This is a genomic window from Pedobacter riviphilus (genome assembly GCF_014692875.1).
GTDB lineage: Bacteria > Bacteroidota > Bacteroidia > Sphingobacteriales > Sphingobacteriaceae > Pedobacter > Pedobacter riviphilus.
Window position 1 is genome coordinate 672,131 of the sequence record NZ_CP061171.1, and the last position, 21,505, is coordinate 693,635.

General features: G+C 37.8%; 21 protein-coding genes. 10 read left to right on the forward strand and 11 right to left on the reverse strand.

The features are described 5' to 3' along the window. Positions 1-172: 172 nt before the first annotated feature. A complete protein-coding gene (locus tag H9N25_RS02685; protein ID WP_223833559.1) occupies positions 173-1,519 on the reverse strand; it encodes an ankyrin repeat domain-containing protein in 1,347 nt (448 codons plus the stop codon). 9 nt (positions 1,520-1,528) lie between these two features. Next, a complete protein-coding gene (locus H9N25_RS02690) occupies positions 1,529-2,731 on the reverse strand; it encodes an ankyrin repeat domain-containing protein (RefSeq protein ID WP_190327871.1) in 1,203 nt (400 codons plus the stop codon). Between the two features lie 588 nt (positions 2,732-3,319). On the opposite strand from H9N25_RS02690, the gene H9N25_RS02695 reads away from it, so the two are divergent. Together H9N25_RS02695 and H9N25_RS02700 are read left to right on the forward strand one after the other, a co-directional pair. Next, entirely contained in the window at positions 3,320-5,539 is a 2,220-nt protein-coding gene (locus H9N25_RS02695) for an NADP-dependent isocitrate dehydrogenase (RefSeq protein WP_167293203.1), read from the forward strand. A gap of 550 nt (positions 5,540-6,089) precedes the next feature. After that, positions 6,090-6,494 (forward strand): hypothetical protein, encoded by a 405-nt coding sequence (locus H9N25_RS02700; protein ID WP_167293204.1) that lies wholly within the window; start codon positions 6,090-6,092, stop codon positions 6,492-6,494. Between the two features lie 79 nt (positions 6,495-6,573). Here the strand turns inward: H9N25_RS02700 and H9N25_RS25225 are convergent, their stop codons facing one another. Both H9N25_RS25225 and H9N25_RS02705 read right to left on the reverse strand, forming a co-directional pair. After that, positions 6,574-7,005 carry a hypothetical protein gene (locus H9N25_RS25225; RefSeq protein ID WP_330221081.1) on the reverse strand — a complete coding sequence of 144 codons (432 nt, stop codon included), beginning with the start codon at positions 7,003-7,005 and terminating at the stop codon, positions 6,574-6,576. A gap of 26 nt (positions 7,006-7,031) precedes the next feature. Further along, positions 7,032-8,396 (reverse strand): DNA polymerase III subunit gamma/tau, encoded by a 1,365-nt coding sequence (locus tag H9N25_RS02705; protein ID WP_330221082.1) that lies wholly within the window; start codon positions 8,394-8,396, stop codon positions 7,032-7,034. 136 nt (positions 8,397-8,532) lie between these two features. Here H9N25_RS02705 and H9N25_RS02710 point away from each other — a divergent pair, with 136 nt between their 5' ends. Continuing rightward, a complete protein-coding gene (locus H9N25_RS02710) occupies positions 8,533-9,279 on the forward strand; it encodes a DUF3108 domain-containing protein (RefSeq protein ID WP_190327872.1) in 747 nt (248 codons plus the stop codon). A 5-nt stretch (positions 9,280-9,284) separates the two neighbouring features. Here H9N25_RS02710 and H9N25_RS02715 read toward each other — a convergent pair whose 3' ends face one another. Together H9N25_RS02715 and H9N25_RS02720 are read right to left on the reverse strand one after the other, a co-directional pair. After that, positions 9,285-10,049 (reverse strand): DUF1570 domain-containing protein, encoded by a 765-nt coding sequence (locus H9N25_RS02715; protein ID WP_190327873.1) that lies wholly within the window; start codon positions 10,047-10,049, stop codon positions 9,285-9,287. A gap of 24 nt (positions 10,050-10,073) precedes the next feature. Beyond that, the gene (locus H9N25_RS02720) at positions 10,074-10,937 is read right to left on the reverse strand and encodes an AraC family transcriptional regulator (protein WP_190327874.1); all 864 of its coding nucleotides are present in this window, start codon (positions 10,935-10,937) and stop codon (positions 10,074-10,076) included. A 182-nt stretch (positions 10,938-11,119) separates the two neighbouring features. Between H9N25_RS02720 and H9N25_RS02725 the strand changes: the two genes are divergently transcribed. The 4 genes from H9N25_RS02725 to rplI all read left to right on the forward strand — a co-directional run bounded on the left by H9N25_RS02725 (position 11,120) and on the right by rplI (position 13,043). Further along, on the forward strand, positions 11,120-11,713 hold the full coding sequence (locus H9N25_RS02725) for a hypothetical protein (protein ID WP_167293210.1): 594 nt from the start codon (positions 11,120-11,122) through the stop codon (positions 11,711-11,713). Positions 11,714-11,967: 254 nt separating this feature from the next. After that, a complete protein-coding gene (gene rpsF / locus H9N25_RS02730; protein WP_086545075.1) occupies positions 11,968-12,324 on the forward strand; it encodes a 30S ribosomal protein S6 in 357 nt (118 codons plus the stop codon). Continuing rightward, complete coding sequence (gene rpsR / locus H9N25_RS02735; RefSeq protein WP_010599582.1) at positions 12,324-12,587, forward strand: 30S ribosomal protein S18; 264 nt, start codon at positions 12,324-12,326, stop codon at positions 12,585-12,587. Before rpsF ends, rpsR begins: the two co-directional genes overlap by 1 nt. Positions 12,588-12,599: 12 nt before the next feature. Then, positions 12,600-13,043, forward strand: coding sequence for a 50S ribosomal protein L9 (gene rplI, locus H9N25_RS02740; protein WP_167293211.1), 444 nt, complete (start codon positions 12,600-12,602; stop codon positions 13,041-13,043). A 145-nt stretch (positions 13,044-13,188) separates the two neighbouring features. On the opposite strand, the gene H9N25_RS02745 is transcribed toward rplI, so the two are convergent. Together H9N25_RS02745 and H9N25_RS02750 are read right to left on the reverse strand one after the other, a co-directional pair. After that, the gene (locus tag H9N25_RS02745) at positions 13,189-13,887 is read right to left on the reverse strand and encodes an SDR family oxidoreductase (RefSeq protein WP_190327875.1); all 699 of its coding nucleotides are present in this window, start codon (positions 13,885-13,887) and stop codon (positions 13,189-13,191) included. A 30-nt stretch (positions 13,888-13,917) separates the two neighbouring features. Next, positions 13,918-14,727, reverse strand: a complete 810-nt coding sequence (locus H9N25_RS02750; protein WP_167293213.1) for a 3-keto-disaccharide hydrolase — start codon at positions 14,725-14,727, stop codon at positions 13,918-13,920. Between the two features lie 198 nt (positions 14,728-14,925). Between H9N25_RS02750 and mtgA the strand changes: the two genes are divergently transcribed. Further along, on the forward strand, positions 14,926-15,654 hold the full coding sequence (mtgA, locus tag H9N25_RS02755; RefSeq protein ID WP_167293214.1) for a monofunctional biosynthetic peptidoglycan transglycosylase: 729 nt from the start codon (positions 14,926-14,928) through the stop codon (positions 15,652-15,654). 60 nt (positions 15,655-15,714) lie between these two features. Here mtgA and H9N25_RS02760 read toward each other — a convergent pair whose 3' ends face one another. The 3 genes from H9N25_RS02760 to H9N25_RS02770 form a co-directional block, all read right to left on the reverse strand. Further along, positions 15,715-18,126, reverse strand: a complete 2,412-nt coding sequence (locus H9N25_RS02760; RefSeq protein ID WP_190327876.1) for an AsmA family protein — start codon at positions 18,124-18,126, stop codon at positions 15,715-15,717. A gap of 101 nt (positions 18,127-18,227) precedes the next feature. Next, on the reverse strand, positions 18,228-18,515 hold the full coding sequence (locus tag H9N25_RS02765; RefSeq protein ID WP_190327877.1) for a YciI family protein: 288 nt from the start codon (positions 18,513-18,515) through the stop codon (positions 18,228-18,230). Between the two features lie 4 nt (positions 18,516-18,519). Beyond that, the gene (locus H9N25_RS02770; protein ID WP_190327878.1) at positions 18,520-18,999 is read right to left on the reverse strand and encodes an ABC transporter ATPase; all 480 of its coding nucleotides are present in this window, start codon (positions 18,997-18,999) and stop codon (positions 18,520-18,522) included. A 50-nt stretch (positions 19,000-19,049) separates the two neighbouring features. Between H9N25_RS02770 and H9N25_RS02775 the strand changes: the two genes are divergently transcribed. Both H9N25_RS02775 and H9N25_RS02780 read left to right on the forward strand, forming a co-directional pair. Then, positions 19,050-19,535, forward strand: a complete 486-nt coding sequence (locus tag H9N25_RS02775) for a hypothetical protein (RefSeq protein WP_190327879.1) — start codon at positions 19,050-19,052, stop codon at positions 19,533-19,535. Positions 19,536-19,860: 325 nt separating this feature from the next. Continuing rightward, positions 19,861-21,498, forward strand: coding sequence for a TldD/PmbA family protein (locus tag H9N25_RS02780; RefSeq protein ID WP_190327880.1), 1,638 nt, complete (start codon positions 19,861-19,863; stop codon positions 21,496-21,498). Positions 21,499-21,505 lie beyond the last annotated feature (7 nt).

A 21,505-nucleotide genomic window follows, 5' to 3' on the forward strand; every position in this document is an offset into this window, starting at 1 on the left:
TTCCCGATCAATTTAGATTTACTGACCCAGAAAGTTCTTGAAAATAAATTTATAACTAAAATTTTATTAGACAATATTTTTGAATAGAAATTTCGTCATTGCTGAGAAGGCTTTTCAGCCGACGAAGCAATGACGATATCTTAAAGCCAATCAGTTGCAATGGAGCTGCCACTCAACCATTTAAAACCTTAGCTTTTTCCGCATCAAACTCTTCCTGCGATAAGATTCCGGCATCGAGTAACTCTTTTAAATCTAATAATGCCTGTTTTTTCGCAGCCATATCATTTTTCGGAGTTTCAGCAGTATTTTTTGTTGATAGGGTACTTGTTTCTTGTGCATTTTGCTTAGCTGGAAGGCCATATTTCAACAAGAGTTCTGTAATTTCATTAAAACCCTTAATATTCGAATAATCTATTGCTTTCTGTTCCTTTACATTTACAATGGTAGGGTCGGCCGATTTTTCGAGTAAAAATTTTACCGCATCTTTTTTACCATTAGCAGCCGAGTAATGTAAAGCAGTGTTCCCGCTTTCATCCTGAATATTAATATTTGCACCTTTTTCGATTAATAGCTTTAACATACTTAAATGGCCACTTTTGGCTGCTACATGCAGCATGCTTTCGCCTCCGTAGTTGTAATTGTTATCGAAAGAGAAGCTGGCCGAAATGGAAATGTTATTGGCAGTTTCTACCCATTCTAAGTACGAATACATGGAATCGTCGTTACCCGAAAGCGGTTTAGCATAGTTTACATCTATACCATTGGTTAAAAATAAATCAACAATTTCTTTCTGGTTATTGGCACAGGCATACCAGATAGGCGACAGGCCATCTTTTGATGAAACGAATACATCTGCGCCCTTTTCCACCAATACTTTGGTGAGCATCCTGTTGGCATCATAACAAGCAATTAGTAAGGCCGATTCTCCGGCATGATTAATATGGTTAATATTTCCACCTTTTTCGAGAATAAGCTCAACCATTGGCGTGTTTTTAGATTTAACCGCAAAAATTAAGGGTGAATCGCCATGTTTATTAGTGGTGTTGATATTGGCGCCAAATTCCAATAATTTTTGAACAATTTCTTTGTTCCTCCAGCTTGCAGCAATAAGCAAAGGCGTTTCTGCCTCGTTATTTTCGCCGTCAACTTCAAGACCTTGATCGAGTAGTTTTTCTAAAACTTCAATCTGTCCGCTTTGTGCAGTTAGGTGTAATAAGCTGTTGCCTTTAAAATCCTTAATGTCAACTCTTGCACCTTTATCTAAAAGAAATAGTGCGGTTTGTTTCTGTTTTTGTAAGCAGGCAAAATAAAAAGGTGTTTCGCCGGCATGATCTTCGTAATCTAAAGCTGCCCCACGATCTATTAAAATCTGTACAAGGTCTAAATATCCACGATGGGCGGCATAATGGAGGGCTGTTCTGCCTTTTTCATCTGTATAACCTACCTCTACCTCTTGGTTGGCCAATAAAAGTTCGGCTATTTTGCGCTTGCCGCTTTCGCAGGCAATAATAAATGACATTGACATATTTTAAGATTGTTTCATGAGCAGTTCTACAGTTTTTATTTTCAGGTTATCATCAGATGCAAGCATCAGTGCGGTTTGATCCTGATCGTTTGTGACAGCAATATCTGCTCCATTTTCAATCAAAAGTTTTACTTTACGATAAGTTTCTTTCGCTTTTTCTGCTTCATAATTTACATTGTAAGCGCAAACCTTATGGAGTAAGGTATTCCCTTTGTCGTCAGTTCTGTTTATATCTACCTGTCCGGTTTCCAAAACCGCCTGTAAAATATCAGCCTGTTTTTCAGCGATTATATCTAACGGGGTTTTATCTGCACTGTACCAGGTGCTGGCCTGATATAGATCGGCACCATCTTCAATCAGTTTTTTAAGAAAATTTATCCCACTTTCACTGTTCGACATCATTCGCACATATTCAAATAATAATGTTTCGCCGTTTTTATTAACCTGGTCAAAAGCTGGTGAGGCGAAATTGCGCAGCGTATCGTATATGTTTTCGCTCTGCAAATGCGCCACTGCATAAAAGAATGCTGAATTTCCATCGCGGTCGGTATGATTGGGATCGGCGCCATTTTCGAGCAGATGGGCAATTAAATTTTTCTTATTAAATTTTATTGCGGTAATTAATGGGCTTTCTTGCACCACATTGCCTTCATTAATATCAATACCTTCGTTAAGGAGAATATCGATATATCCTTTAAGCAGATCGGTAGTCTGTTCATCGTTTAGGTTATACCTTCGGAAACTGCTTTTCACTACCTGATGGATGTAGTTTTCCTCTGCATTGTTTTTGAAGGTGGTGGTGCAACCTGCATCGATACATGCTTTAATCAGCGCTAAACTCACCCCGTTTTCGAAGAAATAACTTAATAGTGTTTTGGTGTTAACCTCGTCATTTAAGTTGTCGAAATGAGTAATAAATTCATTGAAAAATGCAATATCTTCATCGTCATTACCAAGGCTGCGGACAATAGCCTGAAAAATGCTTTTGTCAAAACTGTCGAATTCATAAATGTCGGTTTCGATGGTTTTGTCCTTTAGCATCATAATCAGGATTTCGTATTGTTTCTCTCTCACCAGATGATCAAAAATCGATGACTTATGATGTTCCTGAATGCTTTTAGAAAGTTTTTCGCCGTTATGCATCATGCTTTTAGCCTCTTCGAATTTGCGGGCATTTAACTGTTGATCTAAGGTAGGTTCGGTCATTTCAATTAAAAAGTTTAAAATAGATAGATATATGGTTTTGACACTACAAAAGTTTAGCCAAAGAAATAATTCACGAAAAAATATTGGGGTGTTGCACTAAAGACAGATAAAACTATACCTTATTATGATATGGTCGTTTATTTTTTTGAAAAGCAATTGCAGTATTCCATTGGTTAATTTCTTCCTGCTCTGCCTTCTGCCATGAAAAATGGCATCCGTTCGATCAGGTTTAATTAGGTAATTTTTCTGCTACTATGTTAATTTTCTGTGCCACAGGCCTAAGTTTCTAGCCCTGATCGAAGCGGGCATCCCCGATATTTCATCGGGATAAAGCGGAGAGCAGGACTGACTTTAAATAGAGTAAATGACCCTGCGCTCCCTAAAAACAATAGTATGTTTTATTATTATTTCACTATGATGAAGATTATCTGTTTTTAACAAATGAATTGCTAATCCAAACCAGAAATAACATTGCGATGTTCCTTAATTCATTCGATTATTTTATCTTTAGGCGATTTTAAAAAGATCGGTTTACAAACCTAGAAACCGGTTGAATAATTAACCTTAATAAGCAAAATCAATATAAACATGTCAAATACATCAAAAATTATCTACACCAAAACCGATGAGGCGCCAATGTTGGCAACCTACTCACTTTTACCTATTGTACAAGCTTTTACCGCATCAGCAGGTATTGATGTAGAAACCAGAGATATTTCTTTAGCAGGAAGAATTTTGGCCAACTTTCCCGAGTATTTAAAAGACGATCAAAAAATTGGTGATGCGCTAGCAGAGCTTGGTGCTTTGGCTACCACTCCAGAAGCTAACATCATCAAATTACCAAATATTTCTGCCTCTATCCCACAATTGGTAGGTGCAATTACTGAGCTTCAGGCGCAGGGCTTTGCTATTCCAAATTACCCTGATAATGCACAGACAGACGAAGAAAAAGCAATTAAAGCTAAGTATGCAAAAGTTTTAGGTTCGGCTGTAAATCCGGTTTTACGCGAAGGTAACTCTGATCGTAGAGCACCTAAAGCCGTTAAAAACTATGCTAAACAAAATCCACACTCAATGGGTAAGTGGTCTGCAGATTCGAAAACCAAGGTAGCCAGTATGACTGAAGGCGATTTTTACGGTTCAGAGAAGTCTACCACTGTTGCTGAAGCAAGCCAATTTAAAATAGAATTTGTAGCTGCTGATGGTACAGTAACCGAATTAAAAGGTTTATCGCCACTAAAAGCAGGAGAGGTGATTGATAGTTCTGCATTGAGCTTATCTGCTTTAAAAACTTTTGTTGCCAAAGAAATTGCAGAAGCTAAAGCTGAAGGCATCTTATTATCAGCGCACTTAAAAGCAACTATGATGAAGGTTTCTGATCCGATTATTTTCGGGGCTATTGTTGAAGTTTATTTTGCAGATGTTTTTGCCAAATATGCGGATCTTTTCAAGGAGCTTAATATTGATACGAGAAATGGTTTAGGAGATGTGTACGCAAAAATTGCAGGCAACCCTAAACAGGCAGAAGTTGAAGCGGCTTTGGCTCAGGCTATTGAAAACGGACCTGCTTTGGCCATGGTAAACTCTGATAAAGGAATTACGAACTTACACGTACCATCGGATGTGATTGTTGATGCTTCTATGCCAGCAATGATCCGTACCTCGGGACAGATGTGGAACAAAGAAGGTAAACTTCAGGATACCATTGCTTTAATTCCAGACCGTTCTTACGCTGGCGTTTATACTGCAACCATTGATGACTGTAAAGCAAACGGTGCTTTTGATGTAACCACAATTGGTTCGGTACCAAATGTTGGTTTAATGGCTCAAAAAGCTGAAGAATATGGTTCGCACGATAAAACCTTCCAGGCTACCGGTGCAGGAATTATCCGTGTTACCGATGCTGATGGCAAAGTATTTTTTGATCAGAAAGTAGAAAAAGGCGATATCTTCCGCATGTGTCAAACTAAAGATGCACCAATTCAGGACTGGGTAAAATTAGCGGTGAACAGATCGCGTTTATCAGAAACGCCAGCAGTTTTCTGGTTAGATGAGAAAAGAGCGCATGATAGAGAAATCATTGCTAAAGTCAACACCTATTTAAAAGATTACGATACTACAGGTTTAGATATCCGCATTTTAGCGCCGATTGAAGCAACTAAATTTACTTTGGAGCGTATCCGCAAAGGTTTAGATACCATTTCGGTTACCGGTAACGTATTGCGTGATTATCTGACAGATTTATTCCCGATTTTAGAATTAGGAACTTCTGCGAAAATGCTTTCTATCGTTCCATTAATGAACGGAGGTGGTTTGTTTGAAACCGGTGCTGGTGGTTCTGCCCCAAAACATATTGAGCAGTTTATCGAAGAAGGTTATTTACGTTGGGATTCATTAGGTGAGTTCCTGGCACTTCAAGCTTCTTTAGAACATTTATCTCAAACCCAAAATAATGCAAAAGCGCAGGTATTAGCTGATGCTTTAGATGAAGCTAATGCTAAATTTTTGGCAACCGACAAATCACCGGGTAGAAAATTAGGCACTATCGATAACCGTGGTTCTCACTTTTATTTGGCTTTATATTGGGCTGAGGCTTTAGCTGCTCAAACAAAAGATGCTGATCTGAAAGCAAGATTTGCACCATTGGCTAAAACTTTATTAGCAAACGAAGCTAAAATTAACGAAGAGTTAATCGGTGCGCAAGGTAAGCCTCAAAACATTGGTGGTTACTATAACCCTAACGATGAGCTGGCAAGCAAAGCCATGCGCCCGAGTGAAACATTAAATACATCTTTAGCTTCTTTGTAGGCGAAATTGAATTGTCAACTTTAAATATTAGCGTCCTGATGTAGAAATCAGGGCGCTTTTTTTGTGATGTAGGTTTGTTGATTTAATAGCCTTTTGTTAGAAAGTTGAATAAATTTGGAAAGCAGATGCAGCGGCTTTTGGGTTGCAGCAGTCGCGCTCCAGCTTCTGCACCCGATGAAGAATCGGTAGCATCTCGCTTTGATCGGGTTTGGGTGGATTGACCAGAGGTACTATTTTAAATCCTTAACTCCTCAGCCTGTGTCCTCACAGACAGAAATGAATTATATCTTGTTACAACAATTCATATTAAATTTAACTGATAGTTCGCGGAGGATCATGAACTTCCTCTTTCCTGCGTGAGGGATAGCAAGGTAAAGCCCACAGCCCTTCCGATATAAAATCGGGATTCATCGGCCGAGGATTTGTTGTATATAGCCTGATCCTTGCACGGCTTGGAGCACGCCCAGATAATTTTACTATTGTTAAGTATGAAACAAACCTTATTCATATCAATTTGTTATATTCATATAAATTAAAGGAGATCTATACCATGGCAATTAACGAGAATAAAGGATCGCAAGATAAAATACATAGTACCACAGAAAATAGCGAAATCAATAAAGAGAATTTAGCTTATGACGAAAATAAACAAAGTTATGAGCTAGATGTAAGAAGTACCGATAGCGATTACGATCATCCGATGGGTTACGAAACGGTTGCTGCAGGTGCGAAAGATGATGATTCTACATATGATGAAGCAAATCCGTATGTTGGCGATGAATATGCCCGTAATGAAGAAATTGCCGAAGATAACTTAGAAGAGCTGGGTATGCATGTAGACAATGGTGAAAGTGTTAAACTTAGTCCAGAGGATGAAATTCTTGCCCGTACACCAGAAGATAACCGCGACGACTTAGACGAAGAAGGTTATCCGATCAATGATACACAATCCTAGTTAGCCGTATCCGACTTGTAGTTGGCAGCCATCGGTTCCCCAGTAATTTAAAAACTATCAACTGGAAACTGTCAACTGACTAAGGGTTAATGTCTAAATTAAATCTCCGCCGCAGTTCATCCAGTTTTGGATTTTTGTTTACCAGGTAATCGTACTTTTCGCGGTTGCCATAGAGCCTGTTTTCTATTTTACGTTCTACAAGCTTATACGTAACCTCAACACCAAAGTTTCTAAGCTCGTTCCGCAAGAAATTTAAAAGCTCAACAGACTCTTGTTGTACGAGATGTTCTTGCGTTTTGCTCTCTACCGAAATTTCGATTAGCTCGGGATTTAAAAGCGTAGGAGCGAAATTATTTAAGATGGTAAAAAGATTGATTTTATCTGCAGCCTTCATTTTCTGGGTAAAGGCATTCCATACTTCCAGTAAGCGGTCGTAACTAAATGCTTCACGTGCATCGCCGGTAACTTTCTTTGGCCCCTCATCATCATCTCCTTGGGCTATGCGTTCCAAATCGTTTAATGAAGGGATGAGTGTACTTATAGCATTTGCTTTCGGAATATTAATACTGATAGAAGTTGTGGATGGCTGCGGGCCAACCCTAGGTATATCCTTAGGCTTTTCTTCTGGGGAATATTGGGTAAAACAGGGGCACTAAGGGCAGGTGCTGGTACAGAAATAGTCTTTTCGCTTTCAGGTTTCAGCTTTGGACTTTCAGCTTGCTCAGCTACGACATTAGTTTTTTTTTTATCCTGATCTACGTCAGTTGCTGTATTATTAGGATTTAAAGGCTGTTGTGCTAAGTTGACGACCGACCGGATGTGGCACATTTTAATCAGCGCCAGTTCTACCTGTAAACGTTGGTTTTTAGAGTTCTTATAATTTAGATCGCAGGTATTGGCCAGATTTAATGCTGTTAATAAAAACGATAATTCTGTTTGCCTGCACTGATCAAGATATTTTTGTTTAATATTTTCGCTAACTTCTAACAGTTTAATGGTCGATGCATCTTTACCTACCAATAAATTACGGAAGTGAGTGGCCAGGCCGTTAATAAAGTTATTGCCATCAAAACCGTTATTTAAAATTTCGTCAAACAGGAGCAGGGTTTGGCTAACTTCTGCTGCGGTTAAATAAGAGGTAAGTTTGAAAAAATAATCGTAATCTAAAATGTTCAGGTTGTCGATTACAGCCTTATACGTAATGTTCTTATTTGCATAACTGGCAATCTGATCGAACATCGAAAGCGCATCACGCAATCCGCCATCTGCTTTTTGAGCAATAATGTGTAAACCATCGCTTTCGAAAGCAATATTTTCGCGTTGGGCAATGGTTGATAGGTGATTGGCAATATCTTCTACCTGGATGCGGTTGAAATCAAAAATCTGGCAACGTGATAAAATAGTTGGCAGTATTTTATGTTTTTCGGTAGTGGCCAAAATAAATATAGCATAAGAAGGCGGTTCTTCCAACGTTTTCAAAAAGGCATTAAATGCACTTTGTGATAACATGTGAACCTCATCAATGATATAGATTTTATATTTTCCGGCTTGTGGAGGTATTCTAACCTGCTCAATTAAACTACGGATATCATCAACAGAGTTGTTCGATGCCGCATCCAATTCGTGTACATTAAAAGAATGTCCGTTCTGGAAAGAAAGGCAGTTGTCGCATTGTCCACAGGCTTCCATATCGGCTGTAGGGTTGGTACAGTTAATGGTTTTTGCAAGGATACGCGCACAGGTTGTTTTACCCACTCCGCGCGGCCCGCAAAATAAAAATGCCTGGGCAAGCTGATTGTTTTTAATGGCGTTTTTTAACGTACCGGTAATATGCTGCTGGCCAACTACGGTTTCGAAGGTGGCTGGGCGGTATTTACGGGCAGAAACGATAAAATTTTCCATCGGCACGAAAATAGGAAAAATTTAAGTGTTGTAAGATTGAAAAGTTGGAATGTGGAAAAGTTGAAATACTGAAATCATTTATAAAAGATTGCGTAACATTTACCAATAAAATTAATCTAATCGTAAAACTTTATAAATGAGGATATTAATTTTTATTAACGCGATATTGCTGTCTTTTGCAGGCACTTCGATGGCACAGGTTGATACTATAAATGCGCAAAACCATAAACTGGTGATGAGCAATCTGAAAGAGGGAAAAAACAGCTACCTGGTTTACATGACCGATTCTCTTGAAACGAAACGGACTGTTGGAGATATATGGGAAAGAACAACCGTGTTTAAAACAAGAGATAAAAATGATGTTGTAGAATTTGGCTGGAAATGGCTTCACAACGATTCCCTTTTCGCTACAATAACAAATATCTGCGACCGAAAAACGATGTCTCCAATTTATCATTATGCCAGTTATAAACGAAGAGGCGTTTTTGCTTATGATTACAAAAATGGCTTGATGCAGCCATCTGATACCGTGAAAAATAATGATGCAATCAAAAAAGGACCGGTTAAATTGGATATCCCGATCATTTCATGGGAGCAGGATTTAGAAACCTACCCATTATTACCAATAAAAAAAGTTGGCCAGCAATTCGATATTTCCTTTTTCGATCCCAACGAAAAATTAGCTTCCTACCATCGTTATGAAGTAGTTGGTAGAGAAGATTTAAAGTTGAATGCAGATATTTCGGTTAAGTGTTGGCTGCTTAAAATTAATTACAGCAAAGATAGTTATGCCATTTTCTGGCTAACCGAGAAATCAAAAGAGGTAATTAAAATGAAAGAATATTATAAAGGTAACTATCGTATAAAAGTTAAGCAATATTGATAATATCAATGGTGCAGGTTATAAAACTGTTTATAACTTGCTTCAAATGTATCAAAGCTGCCGTAAGTAAGTGTTATGGCTTTTTCAGTATCATAGCCCTGTGCAGTTAACTTGATGATGTTTTTTAATGCTTTGGTACTTTTGTTTTTAACGAAATAATAGATCATGCTATAGGCCGTATTATAGTTGTCGTCAATACCATGGCCGTAAAAAGTGCCATCGTAGATCCTGAAAAAAGTCTTTAACCTGTCGGTATCCTTAAAAGCTAAACCTGCTTTTATACTTTTAATCCGGTTGCTTTGTGGGTAGGCGTATAAATTTCCATCACTGTCGAAATCTAAGGTTTCGAAAAACTCAGCAAGGCCCTCATTTAGCCATTTTGGAGCCTTCTGATAATTAAACTGGAAAATGCTGTGACTGGCCTCGTGCAAGGCCACGGGAATAAAATCGCCACTCTTCATAATAAAAGCCTGGTTTATTGCCGAGATGTAGAATCCGGTTGATGATGGTGCATTATACTTGTTTTTTTCTATGCGGTAATCTTTTGATTTTCCATAAAGGTTGATTTTAACAGGAACAGTAATGTTATTACTGGTTTCGAAAATTTCGTTGCAGAACATGCGCTCATAAGCAATTAGTTTTTCTATTTTCTTTTGCTCATTGTCGTTTATTTTGCTATTAACCAGATTGATCTCTACATATTGGGCGTAGAGTGAAAAACTGATCAGATTGGTAAATACTAAAAATGTTAATATCAGAGGCTTGTTCATATTTTAAAAACTTATTCTAATATATTATTTAATCACTGATTTTAACTCATGTCTGTATTCTGAAGCACTTTTACCAGTAAACTCCTTAAATAATTTATTAAAGTGGCTGAAATTGTTAAACCCGCTTTCGTAAGAAATATTGGCAATGCTGGTGGGTTTTTCGGCCAAGAGCTTTGAAGCATGTACTACCCGGTATTCGTTTACAAAATGTGTAAAGGTTTTTTTGGTAATCTTTTTAAAATAACGGCAAAATGAAGGAACAGTCATGCTCGACATTTCTGCAATGTGCTGTAAACTGATTTGCTCCTGGAAATGATCTTTTACGTAGTTAAAAATCATATTAATACGGTCGTTATCCTGCACCTGCATTTCCATCGAAAAACCATCGGCGTTTAAGATGTTGTAATCTTTAGCATATTCGAGTTCCTTTAATACGCTAAGTAAGGTTAAAAGCCTTTCAAAAGGTGGCTGATCGTCCATCATTTCTATTCTATCGCCAACTACCCGCATGGTTTCGCTACCGAAGGCAATTCCAGCTTTCGATTTATCGAACAGTTCTTGTATTCCTTTGATCTCCTGCAGACCTAAAAAAGTGCTGCCCAAAAAATCGGGTTTCATCTGGATAACGGTTTCGTTTTTGTTTCCGGTATTGGTATCGGTAAAGCCACAATGGGGAAGATTGCTGCCAATTAGAATCAGATCGCCTTCGGTGTAATAAGAAACGTGACTTCCAATTTGCCTTTTCCCCGAACCGCCATTAACAAACACCATTTCAATTTCAGGATGGTAATGCCAAAGATGTGCCATGTTGTTTGCATTTTCTACATACTTAGAATAATAGAACGAACTTCCAAAAGAAGGTTCAACAACCTCGAAACTTGGTTTCATACATGCTAAATTATTTCACCAAAATACATAAAAAATATGCTTTATTATAGCTTTTTGTCAAATGAAGGTATTGTTGGGGTAATATAGCATAGAAAGTGGAAAATATGCAACTCACTATATCCAAATTAGCTCCTTACCTTAGTATCATCATATAATGATTAACTCTTATAAAATAATTGGTTATGAAAAAGTTCTTAAAAATCGGTTTAATAGCAGCCTTGTTTTTTACTGCTACGGGTGTTCACGCTAACGATGATAATTTTACGCCAAACGTAAAAAGTGAAAAAAATAAATTTATTCGTTTTTCTATAGGTAAAGCAGAAGACGTTAATTTATCTTTTGTTGGTTCGGATCAGGAAGTATTGTTTGAAGAAAACATTCATGCTTCAGTTGCCTCTAGCAAAGTTTATGATTTAAATGCACTTCCTGATGGAAATTATGTGCTTAAAATAGAGTCTGATTTAAAACTGGCTAAATATACCGTTACCATTAAAAATGGCAAGGCTTTGGTTTCTGAGCCGAAAATCACTAACGTATTTAAACCAGTTTATACGCTAAAAGATGAGGTTGTTACACTTAATCTCGAAAATTTAGATAAAAGCCCAATCGAAGTGAAAGTTTACAACGAATACAATGATGAGGTTTATTACGAGGTTTTTAAAGATAGGACACAGTTGACTAAAAAATTCAATATCAGCAAAACAGATTCGAAAGAATTGACCTTCATGGTTAAATTTAAAGATGAGTCTTATGTTAAAACGATACAAACTTATTAATAACAACAGCTAATTGATATAGGGGATTATCTAGACAGGTAATTCCCTTTTTTTGTATAATTTGGAAGAGGTAAGATGGATGAACTAATACCAAGGCCCCTGCCATCTGTTTTCTAATTTCCATCATCCATTCAATCTTACCATATTCTATTATTATTTCTTACTAATCATTTGATTTTAAGAAAAATATTGTTACTTTTGCATCCCCGTAATATACCTCGGGATTAAAAAAATTAAAAACTTAATTAATAACAATGAATCAGTACGAAACTGTTATCGTTCTAACCCCGTTGTTATCTGAAGAGGCTGCGAAAGAGGCATTAGCTAAATTCAAAGCAGTTCTAACTGATAACGGAGCCGAAATTATCCAAGAAGATAATTGGGGTTTGAGAAAATTAGCGTATCCAATTGAGAAAAAATCAAATGGATTCTTCAACTTAACTGAATACAAAGCTTCAGGAGATTTGATCGCAAAATTAGAGCTTGAATTAAAACGCGATGAGCGTGTGTTACGTTTCTTAACTATCCGTTTAGACAAACACGCTGTTGCTTACAATGAGAAAAAGCGTAGTGGTGCTTTTAACAAAAAAACTAAGGAGGTTGCAGCGTAATGGCAAGAGAACAAATACAATACGTAACTGCCCCTAAAGTAGAGGATAACCGTAAAAAATATTGCCGTTTCAAGAAAAACGGAATTAAATACATCGATTACAAGGATGCAAACTTCTTGTTGAAATTTATTAACGATCAAGGTAAATTATTACCACGCCGTTTAACCGGTACTTCGTTAAAATTCCAACGTAAAGTGGCTCAGGCAGTTAAACGTGCCCGTCATATCGGTTTGTTACCTTTCGTTGCTGATCAATTAAAATAGGAGGCTAGAGATATGGAAATTATTTTAAAACAAGATATTAAAGGCCTTGGTGAGAAAGATGATGTGGTTACAGTAAAGCCAGGTTTTGGCCGTAACTATTTAATCCCTCAAGGATTTGCAGCATTGGCTACCTCTTCAGCTAAAAAAGTTTTGGCTGAAAACTTAAAGCAAGCTGCTTTTAAACAAGATAAAATTAAGAAAGATGCTGAAGGTGTTGCTGAACGTTTAACTGATGTTAAACTTTCAATCGGTGCTAAAGCTGGCGAAAGCGGAAAAATCTTCGGAGCGGTTAATACCATCCAGATTGCTGAAGCATTAAAAGCACAAGGCTTTGATGTAGACCGTCGTCGTATTACTTTCGAGACTGAACCTAAATTTGTTGGCGAATATGTTGCTAACTTAAACTTACACAAAGAAGTTAAAGTTCAGGTTCCTTTTGAAGTAGTAGCTGAATAAGCATTCTTTAAGAATCATAAAAAAAGTCCTTTCAGTTTTTTGAAAGGACTTTTTTTATGATATAAAATCTGAGATATTGGGTTTGAGACCTGCCAATGCATAAATAATAAATCTTTAATCTCCAATCTAATATCTCAGATCTTTCCTATCCTTTCGGTGTAGTCGGTCTGATTTCTACCTTACTAGGTAAGGTTCTCGCTGGCATCGCCAATAAATCAACAATCAGTTTGCCCATATCCTCTGGCTGGATTTTCCAGGCATCATCTTCTGTATTGGGCTGATGATCGTTAAAGTGGCTCGCTACCGATCCTGGCATTATGGTACTCACCTTTACCCCGTACTTTCTTAAATCGAGCATAACCGATTGCGTAAAACCCGTTAAGCCAAATTTGCTGGCATTATATGCCGAGCCGCCTGCAAAAAAGTTTGTACCTGCCAAGCTTGATATGGTAAAGATATGTCCCTTTGTTTTTTTGATTTCATCAACCGAGGCTTTAATGCTGTAAAAAACACCTGTTAAATTGGTATCAATGGTTTCTTTCCATAAATTAATGTCCAATTCATCAATTGGTGCAAAATGCCCTACACCAGCATTGGCAATGAGTATATCCAATTGTCCCCATTTTTCGAGTATCAGATTTACAGCATCCTGCTGAGATTTAAAATCCGCAACATCTGCTTCAATGGCCAATACATCCCCATGTGCCACAAGGAGTGATGCGGCCTGGTTTGCGCTGGCAATCGTCCTGCTTGTAATGGCTACCTTATAGCCTTCTTTTAAAAGGGCTTCTGCAATACCGAAACCAATTCCTTTACTTCCGCCCGTAATTAATGCAACTTTCATGTTGTTGTAACGTATGATATTGAAAAATGTTTAATTAGATTTTTTCTTGTTCTGGTGTGTAAGTTCCATGATCTGGATATCTTTAAAATCGACAGGCTGTCCCTCACTTTGTAAGGCAATAAAACCCTGAGTAAGCGCTTTTCTGTCAATTTTTATTTTCGGATCGTAGCGGTTGGCTACCCCGCCACCTATCTGTGGTTTGCTATATTGTAAAACGGTATCGCCGTTTATAATATGCGTTACAAGCGAATCGCCGAGCACAATCAGTTCTGCCGATACCCACTGATCGCCGTCGTATGTTTTTGATTTAGAGTCCAGGCAATGTCCATCATATAACTTACCCTGATAAAAAATATCTGTACCTGGCGAACACATATTTCCTGTAGGACGAGGATGGCCATCACTTAAGCCGCCTAAAAATTGCATCTCAATAGAGATTGGCCAGTCTTGTTCCTTAGGCATCGTTTTCGGATCCTGAGAATGGAACATTAAGCCGCTATTGCGTAAAGTATAACTTGGTGCGCCTTTTTGCAACTCACCAACCATGCGGTATTTTAGTTTTAAATGATAGTATGAAAAAGGTGTTTTGTAATAAAGATGACCAAACTGATCATTAAAATCCCCATACTGATCATAACGTACTTTTATAATGCCATCTTCAACACGGAAGGTGTTTCCGAAGTTTACATTGTAATCGTGATGGTGGATTTTAACATTCCAGTCTTTGATGTCTTTTCCGTTAAAAAGAGTAACCCACTTTTCATGACTGTTATTAATGTTTTTGGTTGTACTGCAGCCCCATAGTGTAACAGCAAGAAAGAGAAAGCCTAGTTTTTTCATTTCGTTAATTTTGGTTTGCGCTTTATTTAAAAATGTGAATCACAAAATACATAAACAAACTGATTTTAATGTACATTAAGCGTCTACCACGAGAATTTTGCATTTTGGCTTTATTTTTTGATCATAAAAAAACTTTTTTTTGCATTATTCCAGCTTCCTTCATTTCCCATCTTCCATCCCTTTAATTAACTTTGGCACATGGCGAAAACGCGGACAACCAGAGCTAAAAGCAAAGCAAAACATCCCCTTCTGAAAAAGATTACCAATATTGCCACAAAGGTATTTTTATATTTTTTGCTGGTTTCTGTATTTTGGGTAATTACATTGCGTTTTATTAATCCACCGATAACACTTTTAATGGTTTTAAGGAATATTGAGCGTAAAGCCGACGGGAAACCTTTTAAAACAGAGAAAAAGTGGATGAAATTTGAAGATATCTCTGACAACATGAAAAGGGCCGCAGTATCTGCCGAAGATCAACTCTTTTTAACACATATCGGTTTTGATATGAAAGCCATTGAAAAGGCTTTTGCCAGTAATGCTAAAGGAAAAAAGGTAAAAGGTGGGAGTACCATTTCGCAACAAACTGCTAAAAATGTTTTCCTATGGCCTGGCCGCTCGTGGATTAGAAAGGGTTTTGAAGCTTATTTTACTTTACTGATTGAGCTGTTTTGGAACAAAGAAAGAATATTGGAAGTTTACCTTAACGTAATCGAAATGGGCGACGGAATTTATGGTGCTGAGGCCGCCGCACAGGAGTATTATGGTAAATCCTGTACAAAACTGACGAAGAAAGAAGCCGCTTTAATTGCCTCTTGCTTCCCAAATCCATTGCGTTGGACGCCCAAAAATGCAACCCCGTACATCAGACATCGCCAATACCTGATTTTAAGGAATATGAATAGGTTAGGGCCACTTGATTTTTAGTCCGCAGTTTATAATCTTGAGTCCAACAATTGATTAAGGACTTGAGACTCTCTGACTAAACTAATCGTGATCTTTATTCCACCTGATTTTTATTCCGCCCTTTTCGTCATCAATAGCTTTTAAGTGCAATACGATGCCACGCATGCGGGCTTCTCTTTTTTCTGATCTGGTTAGGTTTTCATCTCCCTTTGGGTTTCTCAATGGAATGTCCATCTCTACATTTGTGCCATTTCCTAAAGCATAAGTGCCTTTCACGTTAAAGTTTAAAGCACTGGAGTTTATCTGCATCGGACTGATTTCTACCTTATCACCACGGATATTAAGGGTTCCATCAAGGTTCTTGATTTCTACGTTTGATAGGTTCCTGTTGGCAAAAGCAAATTTTCCTACCTTAACCATGGGGTCGAAATTAACCAGTGCAGCATTGTTCAGGTTGAAGACCACTTTACCATTTATCGATCGGGGAAGAATTTTTCCGGTGTGCGATATCTTGCCTGAAATATTAACCAATGATGATAAATAGCCCTTTAAATTCTTGTTGGTGATGGTATTCTGTCCGAAGTTATCAAACGAATAAAAGAAATCTTTCACGCTTACATGGCTAATCTTAGAATTGATCTTAAAACTATTTGAAGCAGCTTCCTGCATAATATTTCCATTTAGCGATAACAGGCCACCTGCATGCGCCACGCTTATTTTGTTGAAGAATATTCCCCCGCCCCGCAAAGAAATATCGGCATCAAGGTTTTTGGCCAGAAAATTATCGTAAATGGCTTTATTAACTGTTAAACGGATATTCATTTTCGAAACTTCCAGTACATTGCTCAGCTCTTTTGAAACCACTTGTTTATTTCCGCCTGATTTTTTCTTTGTCGTTCTTGGTCCTAAGAAGGGTAAAAACTCTTTTAAGTAGAGCTGAGGACTCGACATTTTTAAGTTTACCAATATTTTTTCTGGAGCAGTATAATACAGGTTGGCAAAATTGGCGATACTACAACTTACATTAAGCTCGCTTTTACCCAATTGAAAATGTCCGTTCTGTATCGATAAATCATTCTGGTTAAAATTGATGTTTAAGGCACTTTTTACCAGGTGAAGCTTCCTCGGGATGTAAAGGATATCGGCATCAGCAATCTGTATTTTTCCAGAAACAACCGGTTTGGTAAACCTGAAGTTATCAATATCAGCCTTGCAATATAACCTTAAGTTGGCTGTACCGTCTTTAAATTCAAAATCGTTTGTACCTAATGAATTGTTTAAATTGGATAGGGGGAATTGCGAGGTTACCAATCCGGTGGCAATTGGACGAGATAAATTATTTACCGTAAAAGTGTCAATCTTAAGAGGCGCATTAAAATATTTTGCTGTAAGCCTGTGGAACCTGATCGATGAGTTTTCATCACCAATAATACCTCCAACAGTATCCCGATTGGTAAAGGAACCATCAAAATTACAAGCCGTTAATTTACCTGCCGGAATAGAAACTACATTATCCCGAACGGTTATGCCCACTTTAATTAACGGATCTCCATATTTTCCTGATCCATCGTCAACGATATTTCCCCGGATATTGATCGGTTTTTCGATGCCAAACTTTAAGAGTTTGGAAGAGATATTTGGCGATAGGAGTAAAGCAACGTCTCTAAATAAAATATCATCCACAGCAATGTTAATGGCAAAAGCAGATTTACCCAGTTCTATTTTAGCACCGATTTTAAAAGGATGGCCGCCGATGTTTAATATTTCGGGATTTAGTACTACTGCGTCGAGATCCCGGCTATAATGTGCGTTTAAGGTGCCTTCTAAGGTTTTGTCTTTCAAAAAACTACCTTTACGCGTATTAAAGGCGAAACTGTTTACTTTAGTCATTAACTTGATTTTACCTGTCCAGCCGCTATCAGGGTATTGCATTCTGCCCTGGACCTGATCGATATCGAAGTTGAATAATTTGAATCTTTTTTTGTTATCCAATACCAGACTCACCTTGTTAAAATCAATTTTTTTAATTTCTAGCGCAGAGGATTTAGGTGATGATTTTTTTTCTGCTTTCGGTTTTCTCTTAAAAATACTGGTGTTGCTATAGCCCGTAGAATCGGTGTAGATATAGATAGATGCATTGTTAATGGCAATCTGTTTAATGTTGATATTGCCTACAATAAGCGAAAGTACATTTAAAGATACATCTATATCCTGTGCCTTTAAAAGGTCGTGTTTATGTTGGTTCCACAGGCTATCTCTGAGTAAAACACCATTTAAGGATACTGAAACGCCCGGAAAACTTTTAAGCAGCGTTGGCTCCATGCTTGTAGCGGTAATTTTTCCGTTTAAATTTTTATTGAGCTGTGACAGGATAGAAGCAAGTACTTCTTTTTTATTTTTGCTGATGTAAAATGCGCCTGCTAGCCAGGTTAGGATAATCAGCACAACAATAACCGATATAATTTTTAAAGAGATTTTGAGCCAGCGCTTCATAGACATTATTTGATTTATCCAATATAATGTTTTTTGCTTGCTAATTGTTTGGCTGATAGTAAAAAAATAGCTGTAATAGCGCTACAGGTTTTGCGAATCAGTTAGCCTAAAAGTGATTGCAGGCTGGGGTGGTACTGTGAGGTGAGAAAATGTGTAATCGTGAAATCGGCCAAACGATGCTTGTAAAAGGGATCTTCCATCAGGATTTTTTTTAATTCAGCCTCATCTTTAGTTAGGGCCAAAATAATCCCACCGGTTCGGGGTACCTTTCTGCCCGAAGCCACAAAGATATGCTGGTCGTAGTATTTTCTTAAAAATTGAACATGCGCCTCCATATGTTCATCCAGTTCTTCTAGTGGAACAATATATTTAAGATCTACAATAAACACTGGTCTACAATAAATGTGCAAAAACAGTAGAATGCCAGCTGTTTTGAAAAGGAACTTCCCACTTAGATTCGAGCTCGGCCAGGTTTTGAACCATGTTGTTAAATACAATGGTTTCTGGTGTAACCTGTTTAATGTTGACAAGGGTTTCAAAATCTTCTTTGTTGTTTACCACAACCTCTCCATTTACCTTATAGGCAATATTGAAGCGGTTAAAAAGATCTACATGGTATTCCTGCTCAATTTCTTTGATCAATCGTACAGAGCTATCGATAGAGCAACCGGTAACACCCGCCTGACTTTCATCAACTGTTAGGATAATAAAAAAGCCATAGCGAATTTCTGCTTTTGCAAGCAATTCGTTTCCATGTGCTTTCCATTGGTTGGTAAAAGCTGCTAATTTGTTTAAGATCTCAGTTTCTTCAATAGAAGTAAACTTTCGATCGCTTTGGTATATCCAAACTCTTGATTGTGGAGAAAAACTCATATACAAATTTATGATTTTAATTAAATTGGTGTGTTTAAAACGCTAACCTGATGAAAAAGTTTACACTCTGCTTGAAAATATCGCTTCTTTCGGCTTTTTGTATGTTTTTATGTGCTTTTTCCGACCCTGAAACCATCACGCAATCGATTAATTTCCTTCAAAAAACATTTACCGATCATTACGATAACAGTCAGGAAAGCGACCAGGTAAAGCGTTATGAGCTAAATGTTACCAACAATGGCTTTTGCCGTTACAAGCGTTACTTTAATAACGGTAAAACGGAGTATTTCGCATTTAAGCTCTCGAAATTTAAAGATATGGATTATTATGGTACAACTACTTCAGGCAAATTGTATATCCATACCAAAGGAGACGATGTAATTGTGCAGACCTATAAAGATAGGGGAGGCGATGTAGATTCGATGGCTACACAGCTGGTTATTCCACTAAAAAACATAGAGGCCGAAGATTTAAATCTTATCCGTGATAACCTGAATAAAATTAATGCAGAGGTTTCAATTTCCCAAAAGCCATAGGTGAATAATTAACCTGCTGCAATTGCTTTCCTAAAATGAGAAACTAAAAATCATAATGTTGGTCATGCCGTATAAAGTAAAATGGTAAAATTTTTGGTTGTTTCGGAGCGCTTGTTATTCGCTTTTTTGAAAATTACTCCTGCTCTGCGCTTGATCACGATGAAATATCGGGGATGTCGCTTCAATCAGGGCTATAAACTTAGGGCTGTGGCACGGAAAACTGGCCTAGTAGTGAGAAATTGTTAAAGTAAACTGGATAATGATCAAGAAATTTCCGAAAATAAGTTAAAAGACTTATATTCAGTCAACTTAAAACAATCTCATCTTGAAACGTAGAAACTTTATTTATTTAACTGGTGTAGGCGCTGCTGCAGCCATGCTTCCTGCCATTCCAGTTTTTGGGAAAGAAATTTCCCCCGAGCAGGCTTTAGAGTATATTGATCCTGCAGCAAAAAAAATCATGTCGGATGTGGCCTTAAATGCGGCACGATCAAAAGGCGCAACTTACACTGATGTGCGTGTGGGCAGATACCTGAACCAATACGTAGTTACACGCGAGGATAAAGTAGAGAATATTGTAAATACCGAATCATATGGGATTGGTATTAGGGTAATTTCGAATGGCAGTTGGGGTTTTGCGGCAACCGACAAATTGGATAAAGATAGCATTGCCAAAGCAGCTGAACTGGCGGTAACTATTGCCAAAGAAAATTCCCGTTTGTTAAGAGAACCTGTAAAACTTGCACCACAAAAAGGATATGGTGAGGTAAGCTGGAAAGCGCCGATTGAGAAAAATACTTTTGAGGTGCCGATAAAAGAAAAGGTAGATTTATTGCTGGCGGTGAATGATGCTGCCATGAAAGGTGGTGCTGATTACATCAACTCTGTATTATTTGCGGTAAATGAACAAAAATATTTTGCTTCAACTGATGGTTCTTATATCGATCAGGATATCCACCGTATCTGGCCTACTTTCTTTATCACTAAAATAAATAAGGAAACGGGTAAATTCGAAACCAGAAATGCATTAAGTGCACCTACAGGCAAAGGCTACGAATATTTAAATGCAAGGCCACAGGATAAAATACAAACGCCTTCCGGTACGCTTTACAAAGGCAGGTACGATATGCTTGAAGATGCTACGCAGGCAGCCAAACAGGTAGGCGAAAAGATGAAGGCAAAATCGGTAGAGCCAGGTAAGTATGACCTGGTATTAGATCCTTCACATTTATGGTTAACCATTCACGAGTCATGCGGTCATCCAACCGAACTCGACCGCGTATTGGGTTATGAGGCCAATTATGCAGGAACGAGTTTCCTAACCTTAGATAAATGGGAATCTAAAAAATTTAATTATGGTAGCAAGGAAGTTAATATTACTGCCGATAAAACAGAAGTTGGATCGTTAGGGGCTGTTGGTTACGATGATGAAGGCGTGAAATGCGGAAAATGGGATGTAATTAAAGATGGTATATTGGTAAATTACCAGGCCATCAGAGATCAGGCACATATATTAGGTTTAAATGCCTCGCAGGGATGTTGTTATGCCGATAACTGGAGCAGTGTTCAGTTTCAGCGTATGGCAAATATTTCTTTGCAACCAGGTAAGGCCAAATTGAGTATAGCTGATCAGATCAAAAATGTGGAAAAAGGCATTTACATTGTAGGCGATGGATCTTTTTCTATCGATCAGCAGCGTTATAATTTCCAGTTCGGAGGTCAGCTTTATTACGAAATTAAAGCGGGGAAAATTGTTGGTATGCTTAAAGATGTAGCTTACCAAGCCAATACTCAGGAATTCTGGAATTCGTGTGCGGCCATTTGTGATCAAAGCGATTACCGTTTAGGAGGCTCGTTCTTTGATGGTAAAGGCCAGCCCGGCCAGGTAAGCGCTGTGTCTCACGGATCGGCAACTGCACGTTTTAATAAAGTTAATGTAATCAACACCGCTAGAAAAATCTGATAGAAAT

Bases quoted from the DNA above. Each gene is read 5' to 3' on its own strand.
- H9N25_RS02685 (WP_223833559.1), bottom strand. From the start codon at position 1,519: ATGTCATTTATTATTGCCTGCGAAAGCGGCAAGCGCAAAATAGCCGAA.
- H9N25_RS02690 (WP_190327871.1), bottom strand. From the start codon at position 2,731: ATGACCGAACCTACCTTAGATCAACAGTTAAATGCCCGCAAATTCGAA.
- H9N25_RS02695 (WP_167293203.1), top strand. From the start codon at position 3,320: ATGTCAAATACATCAAAAATTATCTACACCAAAACCGATGAGGCGCCA.
- H9N25_RS02700 (WP_167293204.1), top strand. From the start codon at position 6,090: ATGGCAATTAACGAGAATAAAGGATCGCAAGATAAAATACATAGTACC.
- H9N25_RS02705 (WP_330221082.1), bottom strand. From the start codon at position 8,396: ATGGAAAATTTTATCGTTTCTGCCCGTAAATACCGCCCAGCCACCTTC.
- H9N25_RS02710 (WP_190327872.1), top strand. From the start codon at position 8,533: ATGAGGATATTAATTTTTATTAACGCGATATTGCTGTCTTTTGCAGGC.
- H9N25_RS02715 (WP_190327873.1), bottom strand. From the start codon at position 10,049: ATGAACAAGCCTCTGATATTAACATTTTTAGTATTTACCAATCTGATC.
- H9N25_RS02720 (WP_190327874.1), bottom strand. From the start codon at position 10,937: ATGAAACCAAGTTTCGAGGTTGTTGAACCTTCTTTTGGAAGTTCGTTC.
- H9N25_RS02725 (WP_167293210.1), top strand. From the start codon at position 11,120: ATGAAAAAGTTCTTAAAAATCGGTTTAATAGCAGCCTTGTTTTTTACT.
- rpsF (WP_086545075.1), top strand. From the start codon at position 11,968: ATGAATCAGTACGAAACTGTTATCGTTCTAACCCCGTTGTTATCTGAA.
- rpsR (WP_010599582.1), top strand. From the start codon at position 12,324: ATGGCAAGAGAACAAATACAATACGTAACTGCCCCTAAAGTAGAGGAT.
- rplI (WP_167293211.1), top strand. From the start codon at position 12,600: ATGGAAATTATTTTAAAACAAGATATTAAAGGCCTTGGTGAGAAAGAT.
- H9N25_RS02745 (WP_190327875.1), bottom strand. From the start codon at position 13,887: ATGAAAGTTGCATTAATTACGGGCGGAAGTAAAGGAATTGGTTTCGGT.
- H9N25_RS02750 (WP_167293213.1), bottom strand. From the start codon at position 14,727: ATGAAAAAACTAGGCTTTCTCTTTCTTGCTGTTACACTATGGGGCTGC.
- mtgA (WP_167293214.1), top strand. From the start codon at position 14,926: ATGGCGAAAACGCGGACAACCAGAGCTAAAAGCAAAGCAAAACATCCC.
- H9N25_RS02760 (WP_190327876.1), bottom strand. From the start codon at position 18,126: ATGAAGCGCTGGCTCAAAATCTCTTTAAAAATTATATCGGTTATTGTT.
- H9N25_RS02770 (WP_190327878.1), bottom strand. From the start codon at position 18,999: ATGAGTTTTTCTCCACAATCAAGAGTTTGGATATACCAAAGCGATCGA.
- H9N25_RS02775 (WP_190327879.1), top strand. From the start codon at position 19,050: ATGAAAAAGTTTACACTCTGCTTGAAAATATCGCTTCTTTCGGCTTTT.